This window comes from Arthrobacter sp. 08Y14 (assembly GCF_002929455.1).
GTDB lineage: Bacteria > Actinomycetota > Actinomycetes > Actinomycetales > Micrococcaceae > Arthrobacter_B > Arthrobacter_B sunyaminii.
In genome coordinates this window covers 817,388-839,941 of sequence record NZ_PJIX01000002.1, presented here as the reverse complement: position 1 = coordinate 839,941, position 22,554 = coordinate 817,388, and the positions used below count along the sequence as shown (strand labels likewise).

The 22,554-nt window shown below is 64.7% G+C and carries 21 protein-coding genes; 15 read left to right on the top strand and 6 right to left on the bottom strand.

Annotation, left to right across the window (positions count from 1 at the left end; all coding sequences use genetic code 11):
• Positions 1-139 precede the first annotated feature (139 nt).
• Entirely contained in the window at positions 140-910 is a 771-nt protein-coding gene (locus tag CXR03_RS10405) for an enoyl-CoA hydratase/isomerase family protein (RefSeq protein WP_104103716.1), read from the top strand.
• A gap of 90 nt (positions 911-1,000) precedes the next feature.
• Here CXR03_RS10405 and CXR03_RS10400 read toward each other — a convergent pair whose 3' ends face one another.
• Positions 1,001-1,228, bottom strand: coding sequence for a sulfurtransferase TusA family protein (locus CXR03_RS10400; RefSeq protein ID WP_104054125.1), 228 nt, complete (start codon positions 1,226-1,228; stop codon positions 1,001-1,003).
• 71 nt (positions 1,229-1,299) lie between these two features.
• Positions 1,300-2,370 (bottom strand): YeeE/YedE family protein, encoded by a 1,071-nt coding sequence (locus CXR03_RS10395; protein ID WP_104103715.1) that lies wholly within the window; start codon positions 2,368-2,370, stop codon positions 1,300-1,302.
• Positions 2,371-2,794: 424 nt separating this feature from the next.
• Between CXR03_RS10395 and CXR03_RS10390 the strand changes: the two genes are divergently transcribed.
• The 9 genes from CXR03_RS10390 (at position 2,795) to CXR03_RS10350 (ending at position 13,081) form a co-directional block, all read left to right on the top strand.
• A complete protein-coding gene (locus tag CXR03_RS10390) occupies positions 2,795-3,931 on the top strand; it encodes an acyl-CoA dehydrogenase family protein (RefSeq protein ID WP_104103714.1) in 1,137 nt (378 codons plus the stop codon).
• Position 3,932: 1 nt separating this feature from the next.
• Positions 3,933-5,093 carry an enoyl-CoA hydratase/isomerase family protein gene (locus tag CXR03_RS10385; protein WP_104103713.1) on the top strand — a complete coding sequence of 387 codons (1,161 nt, stop codon included), beginning with the start codon at positions 3,933-3,935 and terminating at the stop codon, positions 5,091-5,093.
• Positions 5,090-6,100 carry a 3-hydroxyisobutyrate dehydrogenase gene (mmsB, locus tag CXR03_RS10380; RefSeq protein WP_104103712.1) on the top strand — a complete coding sequence of 337 codons (1,011 nt, stop codon included), beginning with the start codon at positions 5,090-5,092 and terminating at the stop codon, positions 6,098-6,100. The genes CXR03_RS10385 and mmsB overlap by 4 nt, the downstream gene beginning before the upstream one ends.
• Entirely contained in the window at positions 6,097-6,873 is a 777-nt protein-coding gene (locus CXR03_RS10375) for an enoyl-CoA hydratase (protein WP_104054130.1), read from the top strand. The genes mmsB and CXR03_RS10375 overlap by 4 nt, the downstream gene beginning before the upstream one ends.
• A 150-nt stretch (positions 6,874-7,023) precedes the next feature.
• Positions 7,024-8,457: an aldehyde dehydrogenase family protein gene (locus tag CXR03_RS10370; protein WP_258073626.1), complete on the top strand. Its 1,434-nt coding sequence runs from the start codon at positions 7,024-7,026 to the stop codon at positions 8,455-8,457.
• A 27-nt stretch (positions 8,458-8,484) separates the two neighbouring features.
• The gene (locus CXR03_RS10365; RefSeq protein ID WP_104103710.1) at positions 8,485-9,336 is read left to right on the top strand and encodes an enoyl-CoA hydratase/isomerase family protein; all 852 of its coding nucleotides are present in this window, start codon (positions 8,485-8,487) and stop codon (positions 9,334-9,336) included.
• Positions 9,333-11,045 (top strand): AMP-binding protein, encoded by a 1,713-nt coding sequence (locus tag CXR03_RS10360; RefSeq protein WP_104103709.1) that lies wholly within the window; start codon positions 9,333-9,335, stop codon positions 11,043-11,045. Before CXR03_RS10365 ends, CXR03_RS10360 begins: the two co-directional genes overlap by 4 nt.
• Positions 11,042-11,581, top strand: coding sequence for a MarR family winged helix-turn-helix transcriptional regulator (locus CXR03_RS10355; RefSeq protein WP_258073590.1), 540 nt, complete (start codon positions 11,042-11,044; stop codon positions 11,579-11,581). The genes CXR03_RS10360 and CXR03_RS10355 overlap by 4 nt, the downstream gene beginning before the upstream one ends.
• Before the next feature lie 57 nt (positions 11,582-11,638).
• Complete coding sequence (locus tag CXR03_RS10350) at positions 11,639-13,081, top strand: deoxyribodipyrimidine photo-lyase (RefSeq protein ID WP_104103708.1); 1,443 nt, start codon at positions 11,639-11,641, stop codon at positions 13,079-13,081.
• 41 nt (positions 13,082-13,122) lie between these two features.
• On the opposite strand, the gene CXR03_RS10345 is transcribed toward CXR03_RS10350, so the two are convergent.
• From CXR03_RS10345 to CXR03_RS10330, 4 genes are all read right to left on the bottom strand, one after another.
• On the bottom strand, positions 13,123-13,677 hold the full coding sequence (locus tag CXR03_RS10345) for a hypothetical protein (RefSeq protein ID WP_104103707.1): 555 nt from the start codon (positions 13,675-13,677) through the stop codon (positions 13,123-13,125).
• A 159-nt stretch (positions 13,678-13,836) separates the two neighbouring features.
• Positions 13,837-14,148, bottom strand: coding sequence for a putative quinol monooxygenase (locus CXR03_RS10340; RefSeq protein WP_104103706.1), 312 nt, complete (start codon positions 14,146-14,148; stop codon positions 13,837-13,839).
• Complete coding sequence (locus CXR03_RS10335) at positions 14,145-14,810, bottom strand: SDR family oxidoreductase (RefSeq protein ID WP_104103705.1); 666 nt, start codon at positions 14,808-14,810, stop codon at positions 14,145-14,147. Before CXR03_RS10335 ends, CXR03_RS10340 begins: the two co-directional genes overlap by 4 nt.
• Before the next feature lie 183 nt (positions 14,811-14,993).
• A complete protein-coding gene (locus tag CXR03_RS10330; protein ID WP_104103704.1) occupies positions 14,994-15,887 on the bottom strand; it encodes an arginase family protein in 894 nt (297 codons plus the stop codon).
• Positions 15,888-16,004: 117 nt separating this feature from the next.
• Between CXR03_RS10330 and CXR03_RS10325 the strand changes: the two genes are divergently transcribed.
• The 5 genes from CXR03_RS10325 to lpdA all read left to right on the top strand — a co-directional run bounded on the left by CXR03_RS10325 (position 16,005) and on the right by lpdA (position 22,484).
• Positions 16,005-17,642: an ABC-F family ATP-binding cassette domain-containing protein gene (locus tag CXR03_RS10325; RefSeq protein ID WP_104103703.1), complete on the top strand. Its 1,638-nt coding sequence runs from the start codon at positions 16,005-16,007 to the stop codon at positions 17,640-17,642.
• 190 nt (positions 17,643-17,832) lie between these two features.
• Entirely contained in the window at positions 17,833-18,057 is a 225-nt protein-coding gene (locus tag CXR03_RS10320) for a hypothetical protein (protein ID WP_104103702.1), read from the top strand.
• An 80-nt stretch (positions 18,058-18,137) separates the two neighbouring features.
• Positions 18,138-19,310, top strand: a complete 1,173-nt coding sequence (locus CXR03_RS10315; RefSeq protein ID WP_104103701.1) for a N(5)-(carboxyethyl)ornithine synthase — start codon at positions 18,138-18,140, stop codon at positions 19,308-19,310.
• Between the two features lie 167 nt (positions 19,311-19,477).
• A complete protein-coding gene (locus CXR03_RS10310; protein WP_104103700.1) occupies positions 19,478-20,995 on the top strand; it encodes a carboxylesterase/lipase family protein in 1,518 nt (505 codons plus the stop codon).
• Between the two features lie 88 nt (positions 20,996-21,083).
• A complete protein-coding gene (gene lpdA, locus CXR03_RS10305; RefSeq protein WP_104103699.1) occupies positions 21,084-22,484 on the top strand; it encodes a dihydrolipoyl dehydrogenase in 1,401 nt (466 codons plus the stop codon).
• The last annotated feature ends 70 nt before the right edge of the window (positions 22,485-22,554 follow it).

Here is a 22,554-nt window from a genome sequence, read left to right as displayed (position 1 = left end):
CCGCGTCAGCACCAATGCGCATCAGCGGACCTGTTGGCCCACATTCTGTCCCAGCGGGCGGCGGAGGGGAAGATGTTGACCGGCACGGTTAGACTGGCACGCAGCCGGATGACCGCCCACGCACGAGGAGACCTGCCGCATGACCTACCGCCATCTCACGCTCGAGTACGACGGCGCGCTGGCGCGGCTGACGCTGAACCGCCCGGACCAGGCGAATGCCCTTGGCCTGGTCCTGGCTGAGGAACTTTGCGCAGCGCTCGCTGAGGCCGAAACCCGCACGGACTGCCATGTCCTGCTGCTGCAGGGCAACGGCCGGTTTTTCTGTGCCGGAGGTGATGTGGCAGCGATGGCTGCAGCCGCGGATCAGGGCGGTTTCCTGAAGGAGCTGGCCGGCAAGCTGCATGAAGCAGTCCTGGCGCTGGCCAAGTCCCGCCTGATCAGCATCGCGGTGGTGAACGGACCTGCAGCCGGTGCGGGCCTGGGCCTGGCGCTGAACTCGGATTTCGTTCTTGCCTCGCCGCGGGCCCGGTTCCTGAGCGCCTATGCCGGGGTCGGGCTGACGCCTGACTGCGGGGTGTCCTATTTGCTGCCCGAACTGGCCGGCCCGCGACGCGCGGCCGAAATGTGTCTCACGGGTAGGGTGGCCGATCACGCCGACGCCCTGGAGTGGGGTCTGATCAACGAAGTGGCGGCCGCGGAGGACCTTGCCCGCAGGGCACAGGAGCTGGGACAGCAACTGGCGGCGGGAGCCGTTGCCGTGCTCGGCCCCACCAAGCGGCTGCTGCGTGCGCGGAGCCTGGCAGGCTATGAGGCCCACCTGCAGGAGGAAGCTGAAACCATCGCGTCGATGGCCGGTTCAGCGGACACCCGGGAGCGGCTCGCTGCTTTTGCCGCACGATCCAACAGCTAGAACTGACTGCCAGCTAGAACTGACTGCCAACTAGAACTGACTGCGGCACCCCGGATTTTTTGGGGTGCCGCAAGTCAGAGTTCAGCAGGCTCAGGCCTTCTGGACCGTAATGGACCATTCCGCCGGACCGATCTTGGAGAAATCGGTGACCGGGTAGTTGTTTTCAGCGGCCCAGCGCGGAATGGCGTCGGTGGCCTGGGTGCAGTCAAAGTTGATCACCAGTTCGTCACCCGCTGCCAGGGTGGTCATGGCGTCCTTGGCTTCGACGAGGGGGAAGGGGCAGACCTGTCCGTTGGTTTCGAGGGTTACCTGTGCCATGGGGATGATTCCTTTCGGGAGCCGCCGGTTTATGGGCGGGACGGTTGTTGTCGGGGGTGTTAGTTACCTGACTAGCTGCGTGCTGCGGCGCGGGCGGGAACCTTGGCCGGACCGGATCCGGAGGAGGGGCGGCGGTTCATAATGGTGAGCCGGGCCCCCAGCCCGGTGCCCAAAACCATGAACACCAGTGCCGTCCAGCCCTGGAAGCTGAACTGTGCGGTCTCAACCATGGCGTTGCCGATGGTGCACCCGCCTGCCAGTGCAGCTCCGATCCCCATGAGGGCACCGCCGCTCAGGCTCTTCACCACTGTTGCGGCATCGGGAACCCGGATGCGGAACTCTCCGCTGCCCTTGGCGGCGATGTAGGAGCCTAGAAGAATGCCGGCAACCAGGAGTACGCCCCAGTCCACCAGTTCGGGATCTCCCGTAACCAGGTAGTTGACCGCGTTGGAGGACGGTGTGGTGATCCCCAGCCCGGCCTCCCGGCCGGTGGCCCAGCTCAGCGGCCACGCGGCAATGGCGATCAGGCCAATAACCACTGCGGTGGCAAAGGCGTTCCAGGGCTTTTCAAACAACAGATGTGCCAGTCCGGTTTTTGATGCCGGCGGTGCGGCCATTTTGAACCGCGGCTTATTCAGGTGGTGACGGACCGCCAGGGCGACGCCGGCCACCAGGAGGGCCACAAAGACCCATGGCGAGACGTTGAGCACCGAATAGAAGTTGCTTTGTTCAACGGTCACGGAGCGCATGGAGGAATTGAAGCCGGAAAGCGGTCCCGTCTTCATGACCGCGGCAAAGAGCGCATACGTGATGAGCGCGAGCCAGCTCCCCACCAGTCCTTCACCGGCACGGTAATACGTTCCGGTGGCACAGCCGCCGGCAAGAATAATGGCGAATCCGAAAATGAAACCGCCAACAATGGTGGCCAGCCACGGGAATGGGCCGGAAGCGAGGGTAATGACGCCGGCGGCGTCCAGGGCGAAAACGCCTACACTCTGGACCGCCACCACCACAAGAAAGGCGGTCAGCCAGCGCGTGTTGCGCGTGACCCAGATGTCGCGGAAGGCACCGGTGACGCAAAAGCGCCCGCGCTGCATGACAAAGCCCAGGGCCATGCCGACAATAAGGCCGGAGATAAGCATGGGGGTACTCCTTTGGCGGGGGAGGTGAATCCAGCGGGATGAATTCCAGCTGGGTTCATTGGGGTGCGGGAGAACTGCCCGCAGCTTCGCAACGCTAGGCCCCGCGGCAGGGGCATGCCAAAGATCGTGGCGCCCGGTGAACGCGCATGAAGCCCCGTGACGGGGCGGGAATAAAGAGCTGATAGCGGACGTTTGCGGGCCGCACTCAGCGGCGGCGGCGCAGCGGGATTCTGGGAGTAACAGCCGGTTCGGGAATTCTTGCAGACACTGCCGGCGGTGGTCTAACTATGACGCTGTCCGCAATGGAAAGTCAGCTGACAACCGCCGCAGCAGAGGCGTCCGGAAGAAAGAGTCCTTGGAACCCCTAGTAATTACTAGGGAGTCCAAGTATGTTGGGCGTCACGGCACCAATGAAGGGCGGACCATGTTCGAACTGACGCAGGACCAGCAGGCCATTAGGGATATGGTTCGGGAATTCGCTTCCGACGCCCTCGCGCCAAACGCGGCGAAATGGGATGAAACAAAGCATTTCCCGGTGGACGTGCTGGCCCAGGCCGGAGAACTTGGCATGGGTGCCATCTATGCAGCAGAGGAATACGGCGGCTCCGGTCTTTCCCGGTCGGATGCCGTGCTGATTTTCGAAGAACTCTCCAAAGCGGATCCCTCCATTGCCGCCTATATTTCCATCCACAACATGGTGGTGTGGATGATCGATACCTTCGGCAATGCGGACCAGCGTGCCCGGTGGGTTCCGGAGCTGGCGTCCATGCAGTCGCTGGGAAGCTACTGCCTGACGGAACCCGGGGCGGGTTCGGATGCGGCTGCACTCGCCACCAAGGCTGAACGCGACGGCGATGAGTATGTCCTCAACGGCGTCAAACAGTTCATTTCCGGAGCCGGATCCTCCAGCTATTACATCGTCATGGCCCGCACCAGCGGGGCAGGTCCGCGCGGCATCAGCGCCATCGTAGTGCCGGCTGACACCCCGGGGCTTTCCTTTGGGCCGCCCGAACGCAAGATGGGCTGGAATGCACAGCCCACCGCACAGGTGATCTTCACCGATCTGCGGGTGCCGGTAGCCAACCGCCTCGGTGAAGAGGGCTCGGGTTTCGGCATTGCCATGAAGGGACTGAACGGCGGACGCCTCAACATGGGAGCGTGTTCTCTGGGCGGAGCGCAGGCCGCGCTGGACAAAACCGTGGCTTATCTGAAGGAGCGGACGGCCTTCGGCAAACCGCTCATCGAACAGTCGTCCCTCATGTTCCGTCTGGCGGATATGGAAATGGATCTGCAGACAGCACGCACCATGCTGTGGCGGGGTGCCGATGCACTGGACCGGGGTACTGACGACGTCGTTAAGCTCTGTGCCATTGCCAAACGGGTGGCCACTGACAATGCGTTCAAAGTCGCCAATGAAGCGCTGCAGCTGCACGGCGGTTACGGCTACCTCTCCGAGTACGGCCTGGAGAAAATTGTCCGGGACCTGCGGGTCCACCAAATACTGGAAGGCTCCAACGAGATCATGCAGCTCATTGTCGGGCGAACACTGGCGGAGGCCTGAAATGACCACAGCACCCAATACACCTGAAACGCCCCGGTCGCCCGAGCCTGAGGTCCGCCTCGAACGCCGCGGGCATCTCGGACACATCATCCTGAACCGCCCCAAGGCAATCAACGCGCTCACGGCCAATATGGTCTCCCTGATCGGGGAAGCCCTGGATGCCTGGGAGCAGGACGACGGCGTGGCCACCGTCCTGCTGTCCGGTGCCGGAGAGCGCGGGCTCTGCGCCGGCGGTGACATTGTGGCCCTGTACCGCGATGCCGGCAACGGCGGCAGGGAGTCAGCAGACTTCTGGGCCGAGGAGTACGAACTCAACGCCCGGATCAGCAGCTACCCCAAGCCGTATGTCGCTCTGATGGACGGCATTGTGCTGGGCGGCGGCGTCGGCGTTTCCGCGCATGCGCGGCACCGGGTTGTCACTGAACGCACCAAAGTGGGTATGCCGGAAACGGGAATCGGCTTTGTTCCCGACGTCGGAGGCACCTACCTGCTGTCCCGAGCACCCGGCGAGCTAGGCACTCACGCAGCCCTCACCGCCGGAACCATGACCGGAGCCGACGCCCTGTTACTGGGTCTGGCGGATGTTTATGTGGACAGCTCCCGGCTTGGGGAACTGTCTGCTGAGCTGGAGCACCGGCAGGCAGATGAAGTCCTGCAGGACTTTGCGCAGGAGCCACCGGAGCCGCCCCTGACTGCAGCCCGGGAATGGATTGACGAGTGCTTCGCCCACGACGATGTGGAGACCATCATTGATGCACTGCTCCGCTCGGAGTCCGGGGACGCGAACGCGGCGGCCGCCGTCGTGCTGACAAAGTCCCCGTCGGCGCTCAAGGTAACGCTGCAGTCGCTGCGCCGAGCGCGGGACCTTCCGGATCTGCGCAGCGTGCTGGAGCAGGAATACCGCGTTTCGCTCCATGCCCTAACCGCGCCGGACTTCGCTGAGGGCGTCCGGGCCCAGGTCATCGATAAGGACCGCAGTCCGCAGTGGATGCCGGCCACACTGGCGGAGGTGAGGCAGGGGGACGTCGACTCCTATTTTGCTCCGCTCGACGGCCGTCCCGACCTTTGGGAGAACCGGAAGGCCCATGGAACCAACGACACAGTGACCTCCAACGACACAGTGACCAGCAGCGACGAATTGATCAGCCAGGAGCAGCGATGACGGACGAGCAGGCTACGCAGACGCACGGGCAGGGAATGCAGATAGGTTTTATCGGGCTGGGCAACATGGGCGGTCCCATGGCCGCCAACCTGGTTGCCGCCGGTTATTCCGTCACCGGATATGACCCGGTTCCGGCCGCAGCGCATAAAGCCGCCGCTGCCGGGGTTCGAATGGCTGCCTCCGCTGACGAAGCGGTGACCGGCGCCGGCGTCGTCATCACCATGCTGCCCACGGGAACGCATGTGCTCAATGCCCTGTCAGGAGACGGCGACATGCTGGGTCTGCTCGCGGCAGCAACTCCCGATGCCCTGTTCCTGGAATGCTCGACCATTTCGGTGGACGATGCCACCACGGCCCACGCCCTGATGCTGGAGACCGGCCACCGCGGACTGGACGCCCCGGTGTCCGGCGGAGTGGTAGGTGCCGAGGCCGGAACCCTGACGTTCATGGTGGGCGGCGCGGAGGAGGACTTTGCCGCCGCGCTGCCCCTGCTCGAGGTGATGGGCGGGCGCGTGGTCCACTGCGGCGGGCCGGGAGCCGGCCAGGCAGCCAAGATCTGCAACAACATGATCCTGGGCGTGTCCATGATTGCCGTCAGCGAAGCGTTTGTCCTGGGCGAAGAGCTCGGCCTGACGCATCAGGCGCTGTTTGATGTTGCCTCGGCGGCATCCGGCCAGTGCTGGGCGCTGACCACCAACTGCCCGGTTCCCGGTCCGGTTCCGGCCAGCCCGGCCAACCGGGATTACCGGCCCGGTTTCGCCGCGGCCCTGATGGCCAAGGACCTGGGTCTCGCCGCAGATGCGCTGGACTCCACAGGTGTCCGCGCCGAACTGGGCCGGAGAGCCGGGGAGATTTTCCGGGAGCTTACGGAATCCGGCAGCGGGGGAGAAGACTTTTCCGCCGTCATCAAAACCATTCGTGCAGGATCCGGTGACACGAACAGCACCGGTGACACTAACAGAGATACCGCCGGCCAGCAGCCGGCAGAACAGAGCGGAGCAGTATGAGCGAGTACGAAAACATCCTCCTGGAGCGCAGCGGACGGGTGGGCATCATTACCCTGAACCGGCCCAAGGCGCTGAACGCCCTGAACTTCGGGATGATGCAGGACGTGGTGTCGGCCGCGACGGAGCTGGACAATGATCCTGATGTCGGCGCCATTGTCATCACCGGATCCGAACGGGCTTTTGCCGCCGGCGCCGACATTAAGGAAATGTCCGAGAAGACCTACATGGACATGTACCTGGGGAACTGGTTCCGTGGCTGGGACACCCTGGCTGCCGTACGCACCCCGGTGATTGCCGCCGTCGCCGGCCATGCTCTGGGTGGCGGCTGTGAACTGGCGCTGTTGTGCGACTTCATCATTGCCGCGGATACGGCCAAGTTTGGCCAGCCCGAAATCAAGCTCGGCGTCATTCCCGGCATCGGCGGATCGCAGCGGTTGACCCGCGCGGTGGGCAAGGCCAAGGCCATGGAAATGATCCTCACGGGTCGGACCATCGGCGCCGAAGAGGCCGAACGCGCAGGCCTGGTCTCCCGTGTTGTGCCGGCCGCTGACCTGCTCGACGACGCCCGCTCCACCGCCGAGACGATCGCTTCCATGTCCGCTCCCGTGGCCATGCTCGGCAAGGAACTGGTGAATGCCGCCTTTGAAACCAGCCTGGACTCCGGCATCCGTCTGGAGCGCCGGGTGTTCCATTCCGTCTTTGCCCTGGAAGACCAGAAAGAAGGCATGGCGGCGTTCATTGAGAAGCGCAAGCCGGACTTCAAGCACCGCTAACAAGCACCACTAAACAAGCACCACCAGTTCCCCGCCCATCCCACTCGAGAACGAGGCATCATGACCCAGCTCAACATTCCGTCGGATTCGGCGGCTGAAGCTCACGAGACTTCGGACTACAGCTCGTTTCTGTCCGGCGTCGACCAGCCCATGTGGATTGGCGGGGAACCGGTGGAAGCCGTCTCCGGCTCCTGGCGCGACGTGATGAACCCCGCCAAGCGGGAAACCGTGATTGCACGGGTTCCGGCGGCTGGTCCTGAGGATGTTGACCGTGCGGTGAGCGCCGCGCGGGAAGCATTTCCGGGCTGGCGCAACGTCCACTTCACCGCCCGGGCGCGGGCGCTGTCACTGATCGCGGATGACATCGAGGCGCGGGCGGAAGACTTCGCCCGCCTCACGGCCCTGGACACCGGCAACGCCCTGCGCACCCAGGCCCGTCCGGAGGTCACCACTCTGGTGGCGCTGTTCCGCTACTTTGCAGGCATCGCCGGTGAGGTTAAGGGTGTGACGCTGCCGGCCGGGGACGGCCAGTTGCAGTACACGCGGCTGGAACCGCTGGGCGTCGTAGCCTGTATCCTGCCGTGGAACTCCCCGCTCATGATTGCCGGATTCAAGCTGCCCGCTGCTTTGGCGGCCGGAAACACGGTCATCCTTAAAGCTGCCGACGACGCGCCGCTCACCATCCTGCTGCTGGCCGAAATCTGTTCCCGGCACCTTCCGGCCGGAACCGTCAACGCCATCACCGGCCGCGGAAGCGTCATTGGCGCGGCCCTGGCCGAGCATCCCGGCGTGGACAAGGTCTCCTTCACGGGTTCCACCGAGGTGGGCCGCGGCGTCGCCCGCACCGCCGGTGAACGGCTGGCCCACGTGTCCCTGGAGCTGGGTGGAAAGAACCCGTCGATCGTCTTTCCGGATGCCGTGGACGAGGACCTCATTGACGGACTGCTCCTGGCCTCGCGCTTCACCCGACAGGGCCAAAGCTGCACGGCCGGGTCCCGGCTGTTCCTTCACGAGGACATCTACGACGAGGTCCTGGAACGGCTCACCGTGAAGCTGGGCGCCCTGGTCGTGGGCAACCCGCTGGATGAGGCCACGGACATGGGCGCCATCATCAACAACAGCCAGTTCTCCTCCATCAGCGGCTACCTCGACGACGGCCGCAGCTCCATGAAGACCCTGCTGGGCGGCGACGTTCCCACGGAGGGGCCGCTCACGGAGGGCTACTTCCACCTGCCCACCGTCTTTGGCGGGGGGCGCAACGATTTCCGTCTCGCACAGGAAGAGATTTTCGGACCGGTGCTGGTCGCCATTCCGTGGCGGGATACGGAAGACGTGATCCGGATGGCGAATGATTCCCACTACGGGCTCGCTGCCTATGTCTGGTCGCACAACCTGGACAATGCCCTGAACACCGCCCACCGGGTCGACGCCGGCTGGGTACAGGTCAACCAGGGCGGCGGCCAGGTGGTGGGCCAGTCCTATGGCGGCTACAAGCAAAGCGGCATCGGCCGCGAAGTGTCGCTGGAGGGCATGCTGGCAGGGTTTACCCAGACAAAGCAGATCAACGTCAAGCTGCGCGGCTGAGGCGTTGGGGAACAGGCTGGGAACTCCATGAGCAAAGGCACCCTGCAGGTCACGATGGACGGTCCGGTGGCCACGGTCAGCATGTCCAATCCGGGCCGCCGCAACGCCCTGACCTCGCGCATGTGGCGGCAGTTCGCCGGCGTGCTCGCCCCGCTGGCGGAGGATCCCGCCGTCAAGACGGTGATTATTCGCGGCGGAGGAGAAGATTTCTCTGCCGGTGCGGATATTTCCGATCTGAAGGCCATCCTTCACAATCCGGACAATGGACTGCACGACGGCGGTGATGTCACGGCGGGGGAGGAGGCCATTGCCGCGTTCCCCAAGCCGGTCATTGCCGCCGTGGACGGCTATTGCCTGGGCGGAGCCTGGCAGGTGGCCGGAGCATGCGATTTCCGGCTGGCCTCGGACCGGGCCGTTTTTGGCATCACGCCGGCCAAGATCGGCATTGTCTATCCGCTCTCCGGGATCCAGCGCCTGGTCCGGCTGGCCGGTCCCGGCGCCGCCAAATACCTGCTGTTCAGCGGCGACTTTGTTCCGGCCGAACAGGCGCTGCGGCTGGGCCTGGTTGAGCGGGTCATTCCGCAGGCCGATTTTTGGACCGACGTTGCCTCCTTTGCGCACCGTCTGGCCGGCCGATCCCAGCTCTCCCTGCAGGCGATGAAGGAACTGGTGGACATTATCGCGGTCCCCGGCAGCCGGAACGCACTGGAGGAGGCCAGCAACCGCTGGCAGGAGCACATGGCAGCGGCACCGGATCCGGTCATTGGTGTCCGTGCCTTCCTGGCCAAGGAAGAACCGGCGTTCACGTGGACCGGTCCGGGCCACACCTCATCAACTATCACAGCCGGCACCCCCAAAAACGAGGAAGAAGCACGATGAACCAGAACAGCGCCACCACTACGTTCCGTACCGCGCGCGACGAGCTGCTGGCCTTGTCCGGCAGCTATGAAAAGGCCGTGGAATCCTTTTCCTGGCCGCGGCTGGAGGGGCCGTTCAACTGGGCTGTGGACTGGTTCGACGCCATGGCCCGCGGCAACGCCGCCTGTGCCCTGTGGATTGTGGAAGAGGACGGATCGGAGCAGAAGTACACCTTCGATGACATGGTTCGCCGCTCCGACCAGGTAGCCGCCTGGCTCTCGGCCCAGGGTGTCGAGCAGGGCGACCCCGTGATGCTGATGCTCGGCAACCAGGTGGAGCTGTGGGAGACCATGCTCGCGGCCATGAAGCTGGGTGCCATCATCATGCCAACGGCCTCCGCTGCCGGAAGCACGGACCTTGCGGACCGGATCAGCCGCGGAGGAGCGCGCTGGGTGATCGCCAATGCGGGCGATGCAGCGAAGTTCGACGACGTGCCCGGCTCCTATAAGAGAATCCTGGTGGGCGGAGGGGACGCCGCGCCGCTGCACAGCGGATGGCTGGACTACGCGCAGGCCTACGCCGCCGAGCCGGTCCCGCTGGAAACTGTCACCGATGCCGCGGATCCGCTGCTGTTTTATTTCACCTCCGGAACCACCAGCCGGCCGAAGTTGGTGGAGCACACCCAGGTGTCCTATCCGGTGGGGCATCTGTCCACCATGTATTTTCTGGGATTGCAGCCGGGGGACGTGCACCTGAACATCAGCTCCCCGGGCTGGGCCAAGCACGCCTGGAGCAGTTTCTTTGCCCCGTGGAACGCTGAGGCCACAATCTTCATCTACAACTACGCACGGTTCCGTCCGGCGGCGCTGCTGGAACAGATGCACCGGGCCGGGGTGACGAGCCTGTGCGCGCCGCCTACGGTTTGGCGGATGATGATCCAATCCAGCCTCGGGGAACGTCCGGAACACCTGCGTGAACTCATCGGTGCCGGCGAGCCGCTGAACCCGGAGGTGATTTCCAAAGTGCAGTCGGCCTGGGGACTTTCCATCCGGGACGGGTTCGGCCAAACCGAAACCACCGCCCTGGTGGGAAACACTCCGGGCGCCGAGCTGCACCCGGGCTCCATGGGCCGTCCGCTGCCCGGCGTTCCGGTGGTCCTCATCGATCCCGCAACGGGCCGGGCGGCAGACGAGGGTGAAATCTGCCTGGACCTTGCCGGTACGCCGTTGAACCTCATGACCGGTTACCGGGGCGACCCTGAACGCACCCAAGCAGCCATGGAGGGCGGCTATTTCCATACCGGAGACATGGCGGTCCGGAACCCGGAGGGCTACATCACCTATGTGGGGCGCACCGACGACGTGTTCAAAGCCTCGGATTACAAGATCAGCCCGTTTGAACTCGAAAGCGTCCTGATTGAGCATCCTGCGGTGGCCGAGGCCGCCGTCGTTCCCGCGCCCGACGAACTGCGCCTGGCGGTGCCGAAGGCTTACGTTGCGCTCGCCGACGGATGGGAACCGAACCGGGACACAGCTTTGGCGATCCTTGGGTATGCCCGCGAACATTTGGCTCCGTACCTGCGGGTCCGGCGGCTGGAATTCCATGAGCTGCCCAAAACCATGTCCGGAAAGATCCGCCGGGTTCAGCTGCGCGCCCTGGAGAACGACGGCGGCGCCGCGCGGACCGGGATCGAGTACCGGGATGACGAGTTCCCGGAGCTGCGCGGGTGACACCGAAACCACTGGTCCAGGACCCCATAGCCGAGGCCCGGCGACACTGGGAGGAACACGGGTGGAGTGACGCCGCCACCGGCATGGCGGCAGTGACTGCTGTCATGCGCACTTCCCAGATCCTGCTGACCCGGGTTGAAAGTGTCCTCAAGCCGTTTGGCCTGTCCTTCTCCCGCTTCGAATTGCTGGCGCTCCTGAGTTTCACTGCCACCGGGGCGCTGCCGATGGCGAAGGCGGGGGCAAGACTGCAGGTGCATCCGACGTCGGTCACCAATGCCGTGGACCGTTTGGAGCAGGCGGGGCTGGCTGCACGGCGCCCGCACCCGTCCGACGGGCGGACCGTGCTCGTGGAAATCACTCCTGCAGGCAGGGAACTTGTACCCAGGGCCGCTTCGGCATTGAACCAGGAGGTGTTTTCCCGTCCGGGGTTCGGCCAGGAGGACCTGACAGCACTGACGGAGATCCTGACCCGGTTCCGGCGCCAGGCAGGAGATTTCGATGAGTCCGCAGGCGAGGGCCAAACGGCAGTTCCGTAATGGCCGGGGCCATTCGGCCCGGGCCACGGGTAGTGTCGTGTTATCCAAGGAAAGGACCTGCCCGTGGTCTCTATCGCCTGGCTCCGCGATGATCTGCGCACAGCGGACAACCCGGCGCTGCTGGCCGCAGCCCACGGCGGTGAAGCGGCAGCCCTCTATGTTCTGGATGAGGAGTCACCGGGCATCCGTCCGCTGGGTGCCGCCGCGAAGTGGTGGCTGCACCACGCACTAAAGACCCTGCGGGAAGACCTTGAGGCCCTGGGCATTCCGCTGGTGCTGCTGCGGGGCCCGGCGGGCAAAGTTGTTCCCGCGTTCGTGCAGGAGGCTGGTGTGGAGCGGATCTTCTGGAACCGGCGCTACGGCGGGCCGGAGCGGGAGGTGGACACCGCGGTCAAGGAGTGGGCGGCGGGTGCGGATGTGCAGGCGGAGAGCTTCCAGGCGTCGCTGCTGCACGAACCCTGGACCGTGCGGACGGGCGGCGGCGGACCCTACCGGGTCTTCACCCCGTTCTGGCGGACCGTCTCCGCAATGGATTTCCGGGCACCCCTCTCGGCGCCGGAGGGAGCCGCTGCTCCGCCCACCGGCATCCCCGCCGGGGAAGACCTGGAGGGCTGGAACCTGCTGCCGCAGCATCCGGACTGGGCGACAGGATTGGCGGAAGCCTGGACCCCCGGTGAGGAAGCCGGCCTGTCCGCCCTCAGCGACTTCCTGGCCGGCCCGGTGCAGGAATACGACGACGGCCGCGACCGCCCGGCGAAGCCCGGAACCAGCAGGCTTTCTCCGTACCTGCGGTGGGGGCATGTGAGTCCGTTCCAGGTCTGGCACGAACTGGCCCGCGTCCGCGGGAACGGACCCGGCCCCGATGTGTTCGGCACCGAGATCGGCTGGCGCGAGTTCTGCTGGCACCAGCTCTTCCACAACCCGGATCTGGCCACCAAAAACCTGCGGCCCGCTTTCGATGGCTTTCCCTGGGAACATCCGGAGGGCTGCGGACCGCGGACCCCGGCGATCCTGCGCGGGAAGGGCGTGCAGATGCCGTCCGGGCCCCGGCCGGATGACCTGGGCGCCCCGGATGCCCTCGATGCCCTCGACGCGTGGAAGGCCGGAAGAACAGGGATTCCACTGGTCGACGCCGGCCAGCGGCAGCTGTGGAACATGGGCTGGATGCACAACCGGGTGCGGATGGTGGCTGCCAGCTTCCTGATCAAGAACCTGGGCATCCATTGGCGGGTGGGCGAGGAATGGTTCTGGGAAACTCTGGTGGACGCAGACCCTGCGAGCAATCCCGCCAACTGGCAGTGGGTCGCCGGATCCGGCGCGGATGCAGCTCCGTTCTTCCGGATCTTCAATCCGCAAACGCAGGCGAAGCGCTTTGATCCCGACGGCGCCTACATCGCCCGCTGGGTGCCTGACGCACTGACACCCGCCTATCCCGAGCCGCTCGTGGACCTTAAAGAGTCCCGCCGGCACGCACTCGAGGCGTACGAGAGCATTCGCTGAGCGGCTGCACAGCGGGCGGGATCTCAGATGTCAGCGCGTTCTCAGCTGTCAGCGCGCGGGCCTTCGGCGGCGTAGCAGGCCCACTCGGCGAGGGAGGCTTGTATCACCATGTACCTGTCGTCGAAAGTATCAGCGCGGTAGTCGTCGGAGAGATTGTGATCCAGGGCTACTCGGAAAGCTGCGGCGTAGTCGGCGGTGGGGCCGATCACGAAGCTGCGGTCGGGGCCGCTGCGGACGACTGCCCAGCGGGTGTCCGGTGCGGCCGCAGCCGCTGCGGCAGTGTCGTAGTAGTCCACAGCCAAGCCGAAGTGCCCGTCCCACTCAACCTCCTGCAGCGACACTTCGCCCGGCGGCTGCTCATCCTCAATGGCGGGCCGCCAGTCCACGACGCTCCGGTCGTCGTCGAGCACCAGCGTGAGGCGGGGCCGGGCGGGAAGATCGGAACTGACAGGCACTGCGAGGGCCAGGGACCGGGGCCGGATGTTGTCCGGCCGGGTGCGAAACGTTCCGTCGGCGGTGTGCAGGAGATAGGTCGTTGCGCCGTGCTCCGAAGGCTCGCCGTAGTCAATGCGGCGCAGTGTGGTGGTGAGGTCCAAGGGCTCCTAACTTTCAGACGAATCCGGGCTTCTTCTACCAATTTTACCGGGCCGGGCGTGGACTGAAAGAAGGTGTTGATCACACAGCGGATGCCAAAGAGGCCCCGAAATACCCCAAAAGCAGGGGCTTTCGGGGCCTCTGAATACTCGGCTGTAAGCCTAAACCTGGCCCTGGCCGGGAGTGCCGGCCGGATGGGGCTGAAGGATCTGGACATCCATGTCTTGCGCCATCTTGCCATCAAGGGCAGCGGTCAGGGCCTGGAAGGCAGGGCTTGTCGAGTGGGCCTGCAGATCTTCGGGGCTGGCCCACTTTTCGATCATCACCAGGCGGTCGGGTCCCTCGTTGAGGCTGTAGACCTCGCAGCCGGCATCCTCGGCGTGGACGCGTGCGATCACGTCTTCCAGCGTCGCAATCACGTCATCTCGAAACTCAGGCTTCGGCACCATCGTGGCAACTACAACAAGACTCATGAGTTCTGCTCCTTCAAAGCGTCAAGGGCGGCGTCGACCGGAACCGAACCGTTGTTGAATTCGATAGTCTGCCCGATGGTGGCGGGACGGTCCAGCACGGCAGCGGCGACCAGCGCCACATCCTCGCGGGAGACCTGGGTGCCCTCGACGCCGGGGCCGGTTTCGATCTTTCCCGTGCCCGGATCCAGGGTCAGGGCGCTCGGTCCGAGAATGGTCCAATCCAGTCCGCTGCCGCGAAGGTATTCATCGGCCGCAGCCTTGGCATCGGCATAGGCATAGAACCCGTCATCTTCGGGAACACCGTGATCGGGTCCGGCGCCGAAGTAGGACACCATGACGTAGCGCGAAACACCGGCAGCCTTGGCTGCGTCCATGGAGCGGATGGCGGCGTCGCGGTCCACAGCGTAGGTGCGTTCAGCCGTTCCGCCGCCTGCGCCTGCAGACCACACCACGGCGTCCTGGCCGGCGAGCTTCTGCGCAATTTCGTCAGTGGAGAGATTCTCGACATCGGCGGCGACGGCGGCGGCTCCGGTGGCTTCGACGTCGGCCGTGTGATCGGGATTGCGGAACAGCGAGGTGACCTGGTGGCCGTTGGCACTCAGGTCCCTGGCGAGATGCAGGGCAACCTTGCCGTGGCCTCCGATGATGGCAATGCGTGACATGGTGAGTCCTTTCATGGGGATCAGTGTCGATGCCCACCATAAGCACGCTGATGGTTCCCATGCATACTTGTTCCGCTATGCGCGGAGCCTTCCGGGAACAGCGGTGAGGCGGGAATAAAACGGCGGGGGAGCGAAGCGCAGCGCCTGCCGCAGTCCCCGGTGCCGGCCGCAGTTGATGTCCCGTCAGACCGGAAGATCCCGCAGCAGGCCGCCGAGCCGCACCAGTTCCAACGGAATGTGCTCGGTCAGGCTGAGCCCGACAATATCCGCCACTGCGGCGGCGTCGGCAACCAGGCTCACGAGCTCGGACATCCGCATCCCGTCAGTGTCCTGGCCCACCGAACCGGTGAAGTCACGGCGGTCAATGACGTCCAGGTCAATGTGGACGGCCAACTGCTGTGCGCCGGTTCCGGCAATCCACTCGAGTACCTGGCGGTTGTCGCGGGGAGTGTTCGTAATGCCGACGGTTTGGATGCCCAGGCGTTCCTTAACCGCAATGCCCTCGCTGTCCCAGTGTCGAAGGCCGACCTGCAGAATGTTTGCCGGCGGTATCAGCGCCGGAAGTTCAGCGATAATTCCGGCATCTCCCTCACCCGCCAGGGTCGCCAGCGCCATGGAACGGAAACCAGTGTAGGAATCGCCCGGGACTCCGGTATCGGAATGGGCATCGATCCACAGCACCGCAAGACTGTCACCGTAAACAGAGGCCAAGTGGCTGAAGGGAGCCACGCTTACCGAACACTCGCCGCCGAAGGTCACCACCGACGTCGGTTCGGCATCGCGCAGGATCTTCAGTGCGTCCATCAGCTGGCGCACCACCGCATCGCGCGCGTAGATGCCGTCGACTGTTGCCAGCGCCTCATCGGTGGTGTCCGTACTGACGGGCACATACGCAGTGGGCCCGTCGTGGTCCGGAGCCATCAGTTCCAGGAGGGCCGGACCAAGGTTGAAGGACAACTGGGTGTCGTGCGCGTCCACCCCCGGATGCAACTGGTGGGTGGCGGGCCCGGAGGCGCCCTGCCACTGCGGAAAGATCAGGCGCAATGCGCCGGGACCGGTGGGAGAGGTCGAGTTCATGGGCCCAACTTACGCCGGACCGGTGCCCCGGATAAGGGTACGGCGACGGGTGGGCAGGCAACACGGCAAATTTCACCGCCGAAAAACCGGCGGCCGCAAACAAAATAGGATGGAGGTATGACTGCAACACTCGTAGCCCGGGATTTGTCCGGCGGCTACGCACACCGCACCCTTTTCTCGCATCTGAATCTGACTGTCGCGCCGGGCGACGTCGTGGGCGTGGTGGGTTCCAACGGCGCCGGAAAGTCCACCCTCCTTCGCCTGCTTGCCGGTGCCGCGGAACCCCTGGCCGGCAGCGTGTCCACCGCTCCCGCCGACGCCTTTATCGGCTGGCTGCCCCAGGAGCACGAGCGCGTGGAGGGCGAGACCGTGGCCGGCTACATTGCGCGCCGCACCGGTGCCGCGGCAGCCACGGAAGCGATGGAAGCCACGGCTGAGGGCCTCGGGTCCGGAGCCAAAGGGGCCGACGACGCCTACGCCGTCGCGCTGGACCACTGGCTTGCCAGCGGCGCCGCGGACCTTGAGGACCGGATTCCCGCTGTTCTGGCCGAGCTGGGACTGGACGTGGGCGCAGAGGCGCTGATGACATCGCTGTCCGGCGGTCAGGCTGCCCGGGTGGCGCTCGCTGCCCTGTTGCTGAGCCGGTTCGACATTGTGCTGCTGGATGAGCCCACCAATGATCTGGACCTGGCCGGGCTGGCACGGCTGGAGGAGTTTGTTCAGGGTTTGCGCGGCGGTGTCGTCCTCGTCTCGCATGACCGGGAATTCCTTGCACGCTGCGTAACCACGGTGGTGGAACTCGACCTGGCGCAGAACAAGGTGGCGGTGTACGACGGCGGGTACGACGCCTTCCTGGAAGAGCGGAGCGTTGCGCGCCGGCACGCCCGCGAGGCGTATGAGGAATTCGCTGACAAGAAGGCGGACTTGGTGTCGCGTGCCCGCACGACCCGGGAATGGAGTTCCCAGGGTGTCCGCAATGCCATGAAGAAATCTCCGGACAATGACAAGATCCGGCGCCGGGCGTCGATGGAATCCTCCGAAAAGCAGGCGCAGAAAGTGCGGCAGATGGAATCCCGGATTGCGCGACTGGATGAGGTGGAGGAGCCGCGGAAGGAATGGCAGCTGCAGTTCACCATCGGATCAGCCCCGAGGTCCAGCTCCGTCGTCGCAACCTTGAACAACGCGGTGGCGCAGCGCGGATCATTCACGCTGGGACCGGTTTCGGTCCAGATCAACGCCGGGGAACGGATCGGCATCACCGGTCCCAACGGCGCCGGAAAATCCACGCTGCTGGCGCTGCTGCTGGGACGCCTGGAACCTACCGAAGGCAGTTCATCGCTGGGGTCGTCAGTGGCCGTGGGGGAGATCGACCAGGCCCGTGGGCAGCTGGACCATGCAATGGCGCTGGGAGACGCCTTTGAGGCGGCTGTTCCGGAAATGAACAGCGCGGAGGTCCGCACCCTGCTGGCCAAGTTTGGGCTCAAGGCCGATCAGGTGACTAGCCGGGTGGACTCCCTGTCCCCGGGCGAGCGGACCCGGGCGTCGCTGGCGCTGCTGCAGGCGCGCGGGGTGAACCTGCTGGTGCTCGACGAGCCGACCAACCACTTGGATCTGCCGGCCATCGAGCAGCTGGAAGAGGCCTTGGAGAGTTACGAGGGAGCCCTGCTGCTGGTGTCGCATGACCGGCGGATGCTGGAAAATGTCCGGCTCGATGCCCGCTGGAATGTGGGTGGAGGTTCCGTCATTATTCAGTGAGGATGCCCTGAGTACCGGCGTACTGCCGGAATGTGGTAGTAATTACCGACAGTTTGTTTCTTGCCTGCCCCTCATTGAATGCGCTGCATTGGATGCGGCTTAATTGCGTGGTCTCGGTTTTTAGTCTCGGTCTTTTGGGGGGAGTAGTTATCATGGGTTCGCTGCAGCAACTGCTTGGAAGGACTGACCGGTGAAGGGCCTGCGCGTCATGGACGTGCCCGTCCTGCTGAGCGTCTGGATCCTGTGCGTCACAACCGACTGGTCAACCGGCACCAAAGCCGCCCTCAACGTAGCTGCGGTGGCGCTTTTATGCCTGAAGGAGATTCTGGTGCATCGCCGCTTGCAGCGCGTTGCCGCCGCCACGGTGCAGCCGGCTGCGGTGCGTTCGCGCGAACTGGCCTTCGCCGCCGCCTAGCTGTGCACCGCTGGCTAATGCGGTGCAGGGAGTAGTCTCAGTAGCCCCGGCATCTGGCCGGGTGAAACTTGGGAGTACGCATGAGCAGCACATTCACGGACAGCTCGCTGAGGACCTTGGGGGTCATTGCGACCTCACGCAAGACCGATGAACGGCGCCTTCCGCTGCATCCGCGCCATCTGGAACGGATCGACGCCGATCTGCGGGCCCGGATCATCCTTGAACAGGGGTACGGTGAGCGGTTTGGCATCGGTGATGATCAGCTGGCTCCCCTTGTGGGCGGGATGGCTCCGCGCGGTGAGGTCATAGCCGCGTCGGATGTGGTCCTGCTGCCCAAGCCGCAGGCGCAGGACCTGCGCGAACTTTCCGACGGTCAGGTGCTGTGGGGCTGGCCCCACTGTGTCCAGGACAGCGTCATCACCCAGCTGGCCGTGGACAAGTCGCTGACCCTGATCGCGTTCGAGGCCATGAACCACTGGACGGCAGACGGCGCCTTCGGACTGCATGTTTTCCATAAAAACAATGAGCTGGCCGGTTACAGTTCGGTCCTGCACGCGCTGGAGCTTGCCGGGTCAACGGGCGACTACGGCCGCCGGCTTTGCGCCGCGGTCATCGGTTTCGGCGCCACTGCCCGCGGCGCCGTCACCGCCCTGAATGCATTGGGAATCCACGATGTGCAGGTGCTCACGAACCGGGACATCGCCGCCGTCGGCTCGCCCATCCACTCCGCGCGGATCTCACGCTTTGAGCGCGACGCCGACCTGCCCCACCTCAGCCACGTCATTACTGACGACGGCCGCGAACCGCTGGCGCCGTACCTCGCCGGGTTCGACCTGGTGGTCAACTGCACTCTGCAGGACCCCAACGCCCCTCTGACCTATCTGCAGGAAGACGACCTGGCTGCTTTTGCCCCGGGCAGCATGATCATTGATGTTTCCTGCGACGAAGGCATGGGCTTCTCCTGGGCTAAGCCCACCAGCTTTGCCGACCCCGTCTTCGAGGTGGGCAATGCCGTCCGGTACTACGCCGTCGATCACAGTCCGTCCCACCTTTGGGACTCGGCGACGTGGGAAATCAGCGAGGCAGTGCTTCCTTTCCTCCGCACTGTGATGTCGGGGCCGGAAGCGTGGGACAAAGAATCCCCGGTGGCGCGGGCCATTGAAATCCGGGAGGGACGGATCCTGAACCCGGCCATCCTCGCTTTCCAGGGCCGTTCTGCCGATTATCCGTACGGGGTGCTGCCCACGGTATGACCCGGGACCCGGTGCCAACACCGGGTCCGGCCGGCGGTTTCATCACGGGCCGCAGACGAGTTGACGGTGATCGAAGCTCCGATGAGGCTCGTGTCTAGGACACGCGCGCCATCGGGGTCTATGGTTCTAGGGCCGCACCGTGACCGCCGACCGGAATCGAGCAGCTCATGACCACTGACGTTAAATCCCTCCTGATCCCTACGGACAACGGCCTGGTCCGAGGAATTGTGGCCAACGGAGTGCGGACCTGGCGCGGCATCCCCTATGCTGCGCCGCCGGTGGGAGTGCTGCGGCTGAGGTCACCGCAGCGGGCCGCCGGGTGGAACGGGGTCTTGAACGGCAGCGCCTTCGGGGCAGCGCCGCCGCAGTCCCGGAACCCGTCCCTGACCGGCTCCAGGAGGCGGGCACCGATGGACGAGGACTGCCTGACACTCAACATCTCGGCACCCCTGGAACCGGCCGCGGAACAACTTCCCGTGCTGGTGTACTTTTACGGCGGCGCCTTCAGCTCCGGGTCCTCCACCGTGAAAACCTACCGCGGTTCCCATCTGGTCCGGACTGGTGAAGCGCTCTACGTATCTCTGAACTACCGGATCGGCGCGCTGGGCTTCACGGATTTCAGCTCCTTCTCGACCAGCAAACGGACGTTCGACTCAAACCTCGGTCTGCGGGACCAGGTGGCTGCGCTGGAATGGGTTCGGGACAACATTGCCAACTTTGGCGGCGATCCGGGAAATGTGACCATCTTCGGCGAATCCGCCGGCGGCATCTCGGTGACGTCGCTCATGTGCATTCCGGCCGCCCGAGGCCTGTTCCACAAGGCCTACGCCCAGAGCCCGGCGCCCTCCAGCGCGTACTCCCCGGAGCTCCACGCGTCCTGGGCACGGGATCTGCTGGCGATCCTCAAAGTGCCGCTGTCCGACGCCGCCGACGCGCTGTCCACACTTCCGGCGTCCGTCCTGGTGCGCGCCACCAATGAGCTCACGTCCAAGATTGGACCAGCCGCGAAGCCGGGATCGCTGAGCGTCTCGCCGGTGATTGACGGCGACTTCCTGCCCGAGCACCCCTTCGACACATTCATGAAGGGGAACTCGGCTCCGGTGCCGCTTGTCCTGGGCACCATGGCCCGGGAGGGAGCGCTGTTCGCCCGGATCGTGGACATCCTCCCTTCGACCCCGGACCGGATTGAAAAAATGTTTGCCGGGACCGACCCCCAGGCCCAGTCCCGCGTGCTTGCCGCCTATCCCGGGTATCCCTCCCGGGAACAGTCGGTGGAAATCAGCGGCGACCTGGTGTTCTGGTATCCCTCCACCGTGGTGGCCGAATCCCACTCGCTGGTGGCCCCCACCTGGTCCTATCGGTATGACTTCGCCACGCCCATGATGAACCTGCTTGGCTTCGGAGCGACCCACGCCATGGATGTCCCCGTGATGTTCGGTGAGACCCGCGAGCCCATTACGCGGGCCCTGTCCCTGCTCGGCGGGGCAGCGGCCCTGAAGGAACTATCGGCACGGTTCCAGGGAACCCTGCTGAGCCTGGCGAAGACGGGCGATCCGGGGCCGGACTGGCCGCCCTACGAGCCTGTGGAGCGGCAGACCAGGATCTTCGACCGTGAAGACCGGATTGAATCCGATCCCTTTCCGGAGCGTCGCCGTGCCTGGGCAGGCTACCGCGGGTATTTGTGATGGAGTCCGCAGACTCCCTGTGGGACTCTTAACCCAGCTTTAGTCCCATCCTCAATCCACCGCAGTGTGCATAAGGAGAGTTGGCAGCATGAGTGAACATTACGACGTCGTTATCCTGGGAGCCGGTCCGGGCGGTTACGTGGCTGCGATCCGTGCCGCCCAACTGGGCCTGCGCGTGGCAGTGGTGGAGGAGAAGTACTGGGGCGGAGTATGCCTGAACGTGGGATGCATTCCCTCCAAGGCTCTGCTTCGCAATGCCGAACTGGCCCAGATCTTCACGAACCAGGCGAAAACGTTCGGCATGAGCGGCGACGTCAGCTTCGATTTCGGTGCTGCCTTCGACCGCAGCCGGCAGGTGGCGGACGGGCGGGTCAAGGGTGTCCACTTCCTGATGAAGAAGAACAAGATCACCGAGTATGACGGGCACGGGGTGTTCACCGATGACCACACCGTGGAGGTCTCCCTGTCCAAGGGCGGCTCCGAGACCATCACCTTCGACAATGCCATCATTGCCACCGGGACCTATGTGCGCCTGCTGCCCGGCGTCGAGCTCTCGGACAACGTGGTGACGTACGAGGCGCAGATCATGGACCGGGACCTGCCGAAAAAGATGGTGATTGTCGGCGCGGGCGCCATCGGCATGGAGTTTGGCTATGTGCTGCGCAGCTACGGGGTGGACGTCACGATCATCGAGTTCCTGGACCGGGCGCTGCCCAACGAGGATGCAGACGTGTCCAAGGAAATCACCAAGCAGTACAAGAAACTGGGGATACCGATCCTGACCTCCACCAAGGTGGAAACGGTGACCGACAACGGTTCCTCGGTGACCGTGACCTACAAGGACAAGAACGGCAAGGACGGATCCATCGAAGCGGACCGGGTGATGCTCTCCATCGGTTTTGCGCCGCGGACGGAGGGTTACGGCCTGGAAAAGACCGGTGTGCAGCTTACCGACCGCGGGGCCATCGCCATTGACGAATTCATGCGGACCAACGTTGCGCACATTTACGCCATCGGCGATGTGACAGCCAAGCTGCAGCTGGCCCACGTGGCCGAGGCCATGGGGGTGGTGGCGGCGGAAACCATCGGCAAAGCGGAAACCATGCCGCTGGGGGATTACCGCATGATGCCCCGGGCCACGTTCTGCCAGCCGCAGGTGGCCAGCTTCGGACTCACCGAGCAGCAGGCACGCGATGAGGGCCATGACGTGGTGGTGAGCACCTTCCCGTTCACGGCCAACGGCAAGGCCCACGGTCTGGGCGAGCCGGTCGGCTTCGTGAAGCTGGTGGCGGACAAAGAGCATCTCGAGCTGCTTGGCGGACACCTGATTGGACCGGATGTCTCCGAGCTTCTGCCTGAACTGACACTGGCGCAGAAATGGGACCTGACCGCTTATGAGCTGGCACGGAATGTGCACACACACCCCACGCTGAGCGAGGCACTGCAGGAGGCGTTCCACGGCCTGACCGGGCACATGATCAACTTTTGACGCAGTGCAACTTTTGACGCAGTGCAAAGAGCCGGTGGATCCCGGACGGGATGAGGGTGGCGGGTTCACG

Coding starts and splice junctions, on each gene's coding strand:
- CXR03_RS10405 (WP_104103716.1), top strand. CDS start 140: ATGACCTACCGCCATCTCACGCTCGAGTACGACGGCGCGCTGGCGCGG.
- CXR03_RS10330 (WP_104103704.1), bottom strand. CDS start 15,887: ATGAACTCGACCTCTCCCACCGGTCCCGGCGCATTGCGCCTGATCTTT.
- CXR03_RS10335 (WP_104103705.1), bottom strand. CDS start 14,810: ATGTCACGCATTGCCATCATCGGAGGCCACGGCAAGGTTGCCCTGCAT.
- CXR03_RS10340 (WP_104103706.1), bottom strand. CDS start 14,148: ATGAGTCTTGTTGTAGTTGCCACGATGGTGCCGAAGCCTGAGTTTCGA.
- CXR03_RS10370 (WP_258073626.1), top strand. CDS start 7,024: ATGTGGATTGGCGGGGAACCGGTGGAAGCCGTCTCCGGCTCCTGGCGC.
- CXR03_RS10385 (WP_104103713.1), top strand. CDS start 3,933: ATGACCACAGCACCCAATACACCTGAAACGCCCCGGTCGCCCGAGCCT.
- CXR03_RS10310 (WP_104103700.1), top strand. CDS start 19,478: ATGACCACTGACGTTAAATCCCTCCTGATCCCTACGGACAACGGCCTG.
- CXR03_RS10315 (WP_104103701.1), top strand. CDS start 18,138: ATGAGCAGCACATTCACGGACAGCTCGCTGAGGACCTTGGGGGTCATT.
- CXR03_RS10375 (WP_104054130.1), top strand. CDS start 6,097: ATGAGCGAGTACGAAAACATCCTCCTGGAGCGCAGCGGACGGGTGGGC.
- CXR03_RS10360 (WP_104103709.1), top strand. CDS start 9,333: ATGAACCAGAACAGCGCCACCACTACGTTCCGTACCGCGCGCGACGAG.
- CXR03_RS10325 (WP_104103703.1), top strand. CDS start 16,005: ATGACTGCAACACTCGTAGCCCGGGATTTGTCCGGCGGCTACGCACAC.
- CXR03_RS10395 (WP_104103715.1), bottom strand. CDS start 2,370: ATGCTTATCTCCGGCCTTATTGTCGGCATGGCCCTGGGCTTTGTCATG.
- lpdA (WP_104103699.1), top strand. CDS start 21,084: ATGAGTGAACATTACGACGTCGTTATCCTGGGAGCCGGTCCGGGCGGT.
- CXR03_RS10365 (WP_104103710.1), top strand. CDS start 8,485: ATGAGCAAAGGCACCCTGCAGGTCACGATGGACGGTCCGGTGGCCACG.
- CXR03_RS10400 (WP_104054125.1), bottom strand. CDS start 1,228: ATGGCACAGGTAACCCTCGAAACCAACGGACAGGTCTGCCCCTTCCCC.
- mmsB (WP_104103712.1), top strand. CDS start 5,090: ATGACGGACGAGCAGGCTACGCAGACGCACGGGCAGGGAATGCAGATA.
- CXR03_RS10390 (WP_104103714.1), top strand. CDS start 2,795: ATGTTCGAACTGACGCAGGACCAGCAGGCCATTAGGGATATGGTTCGG.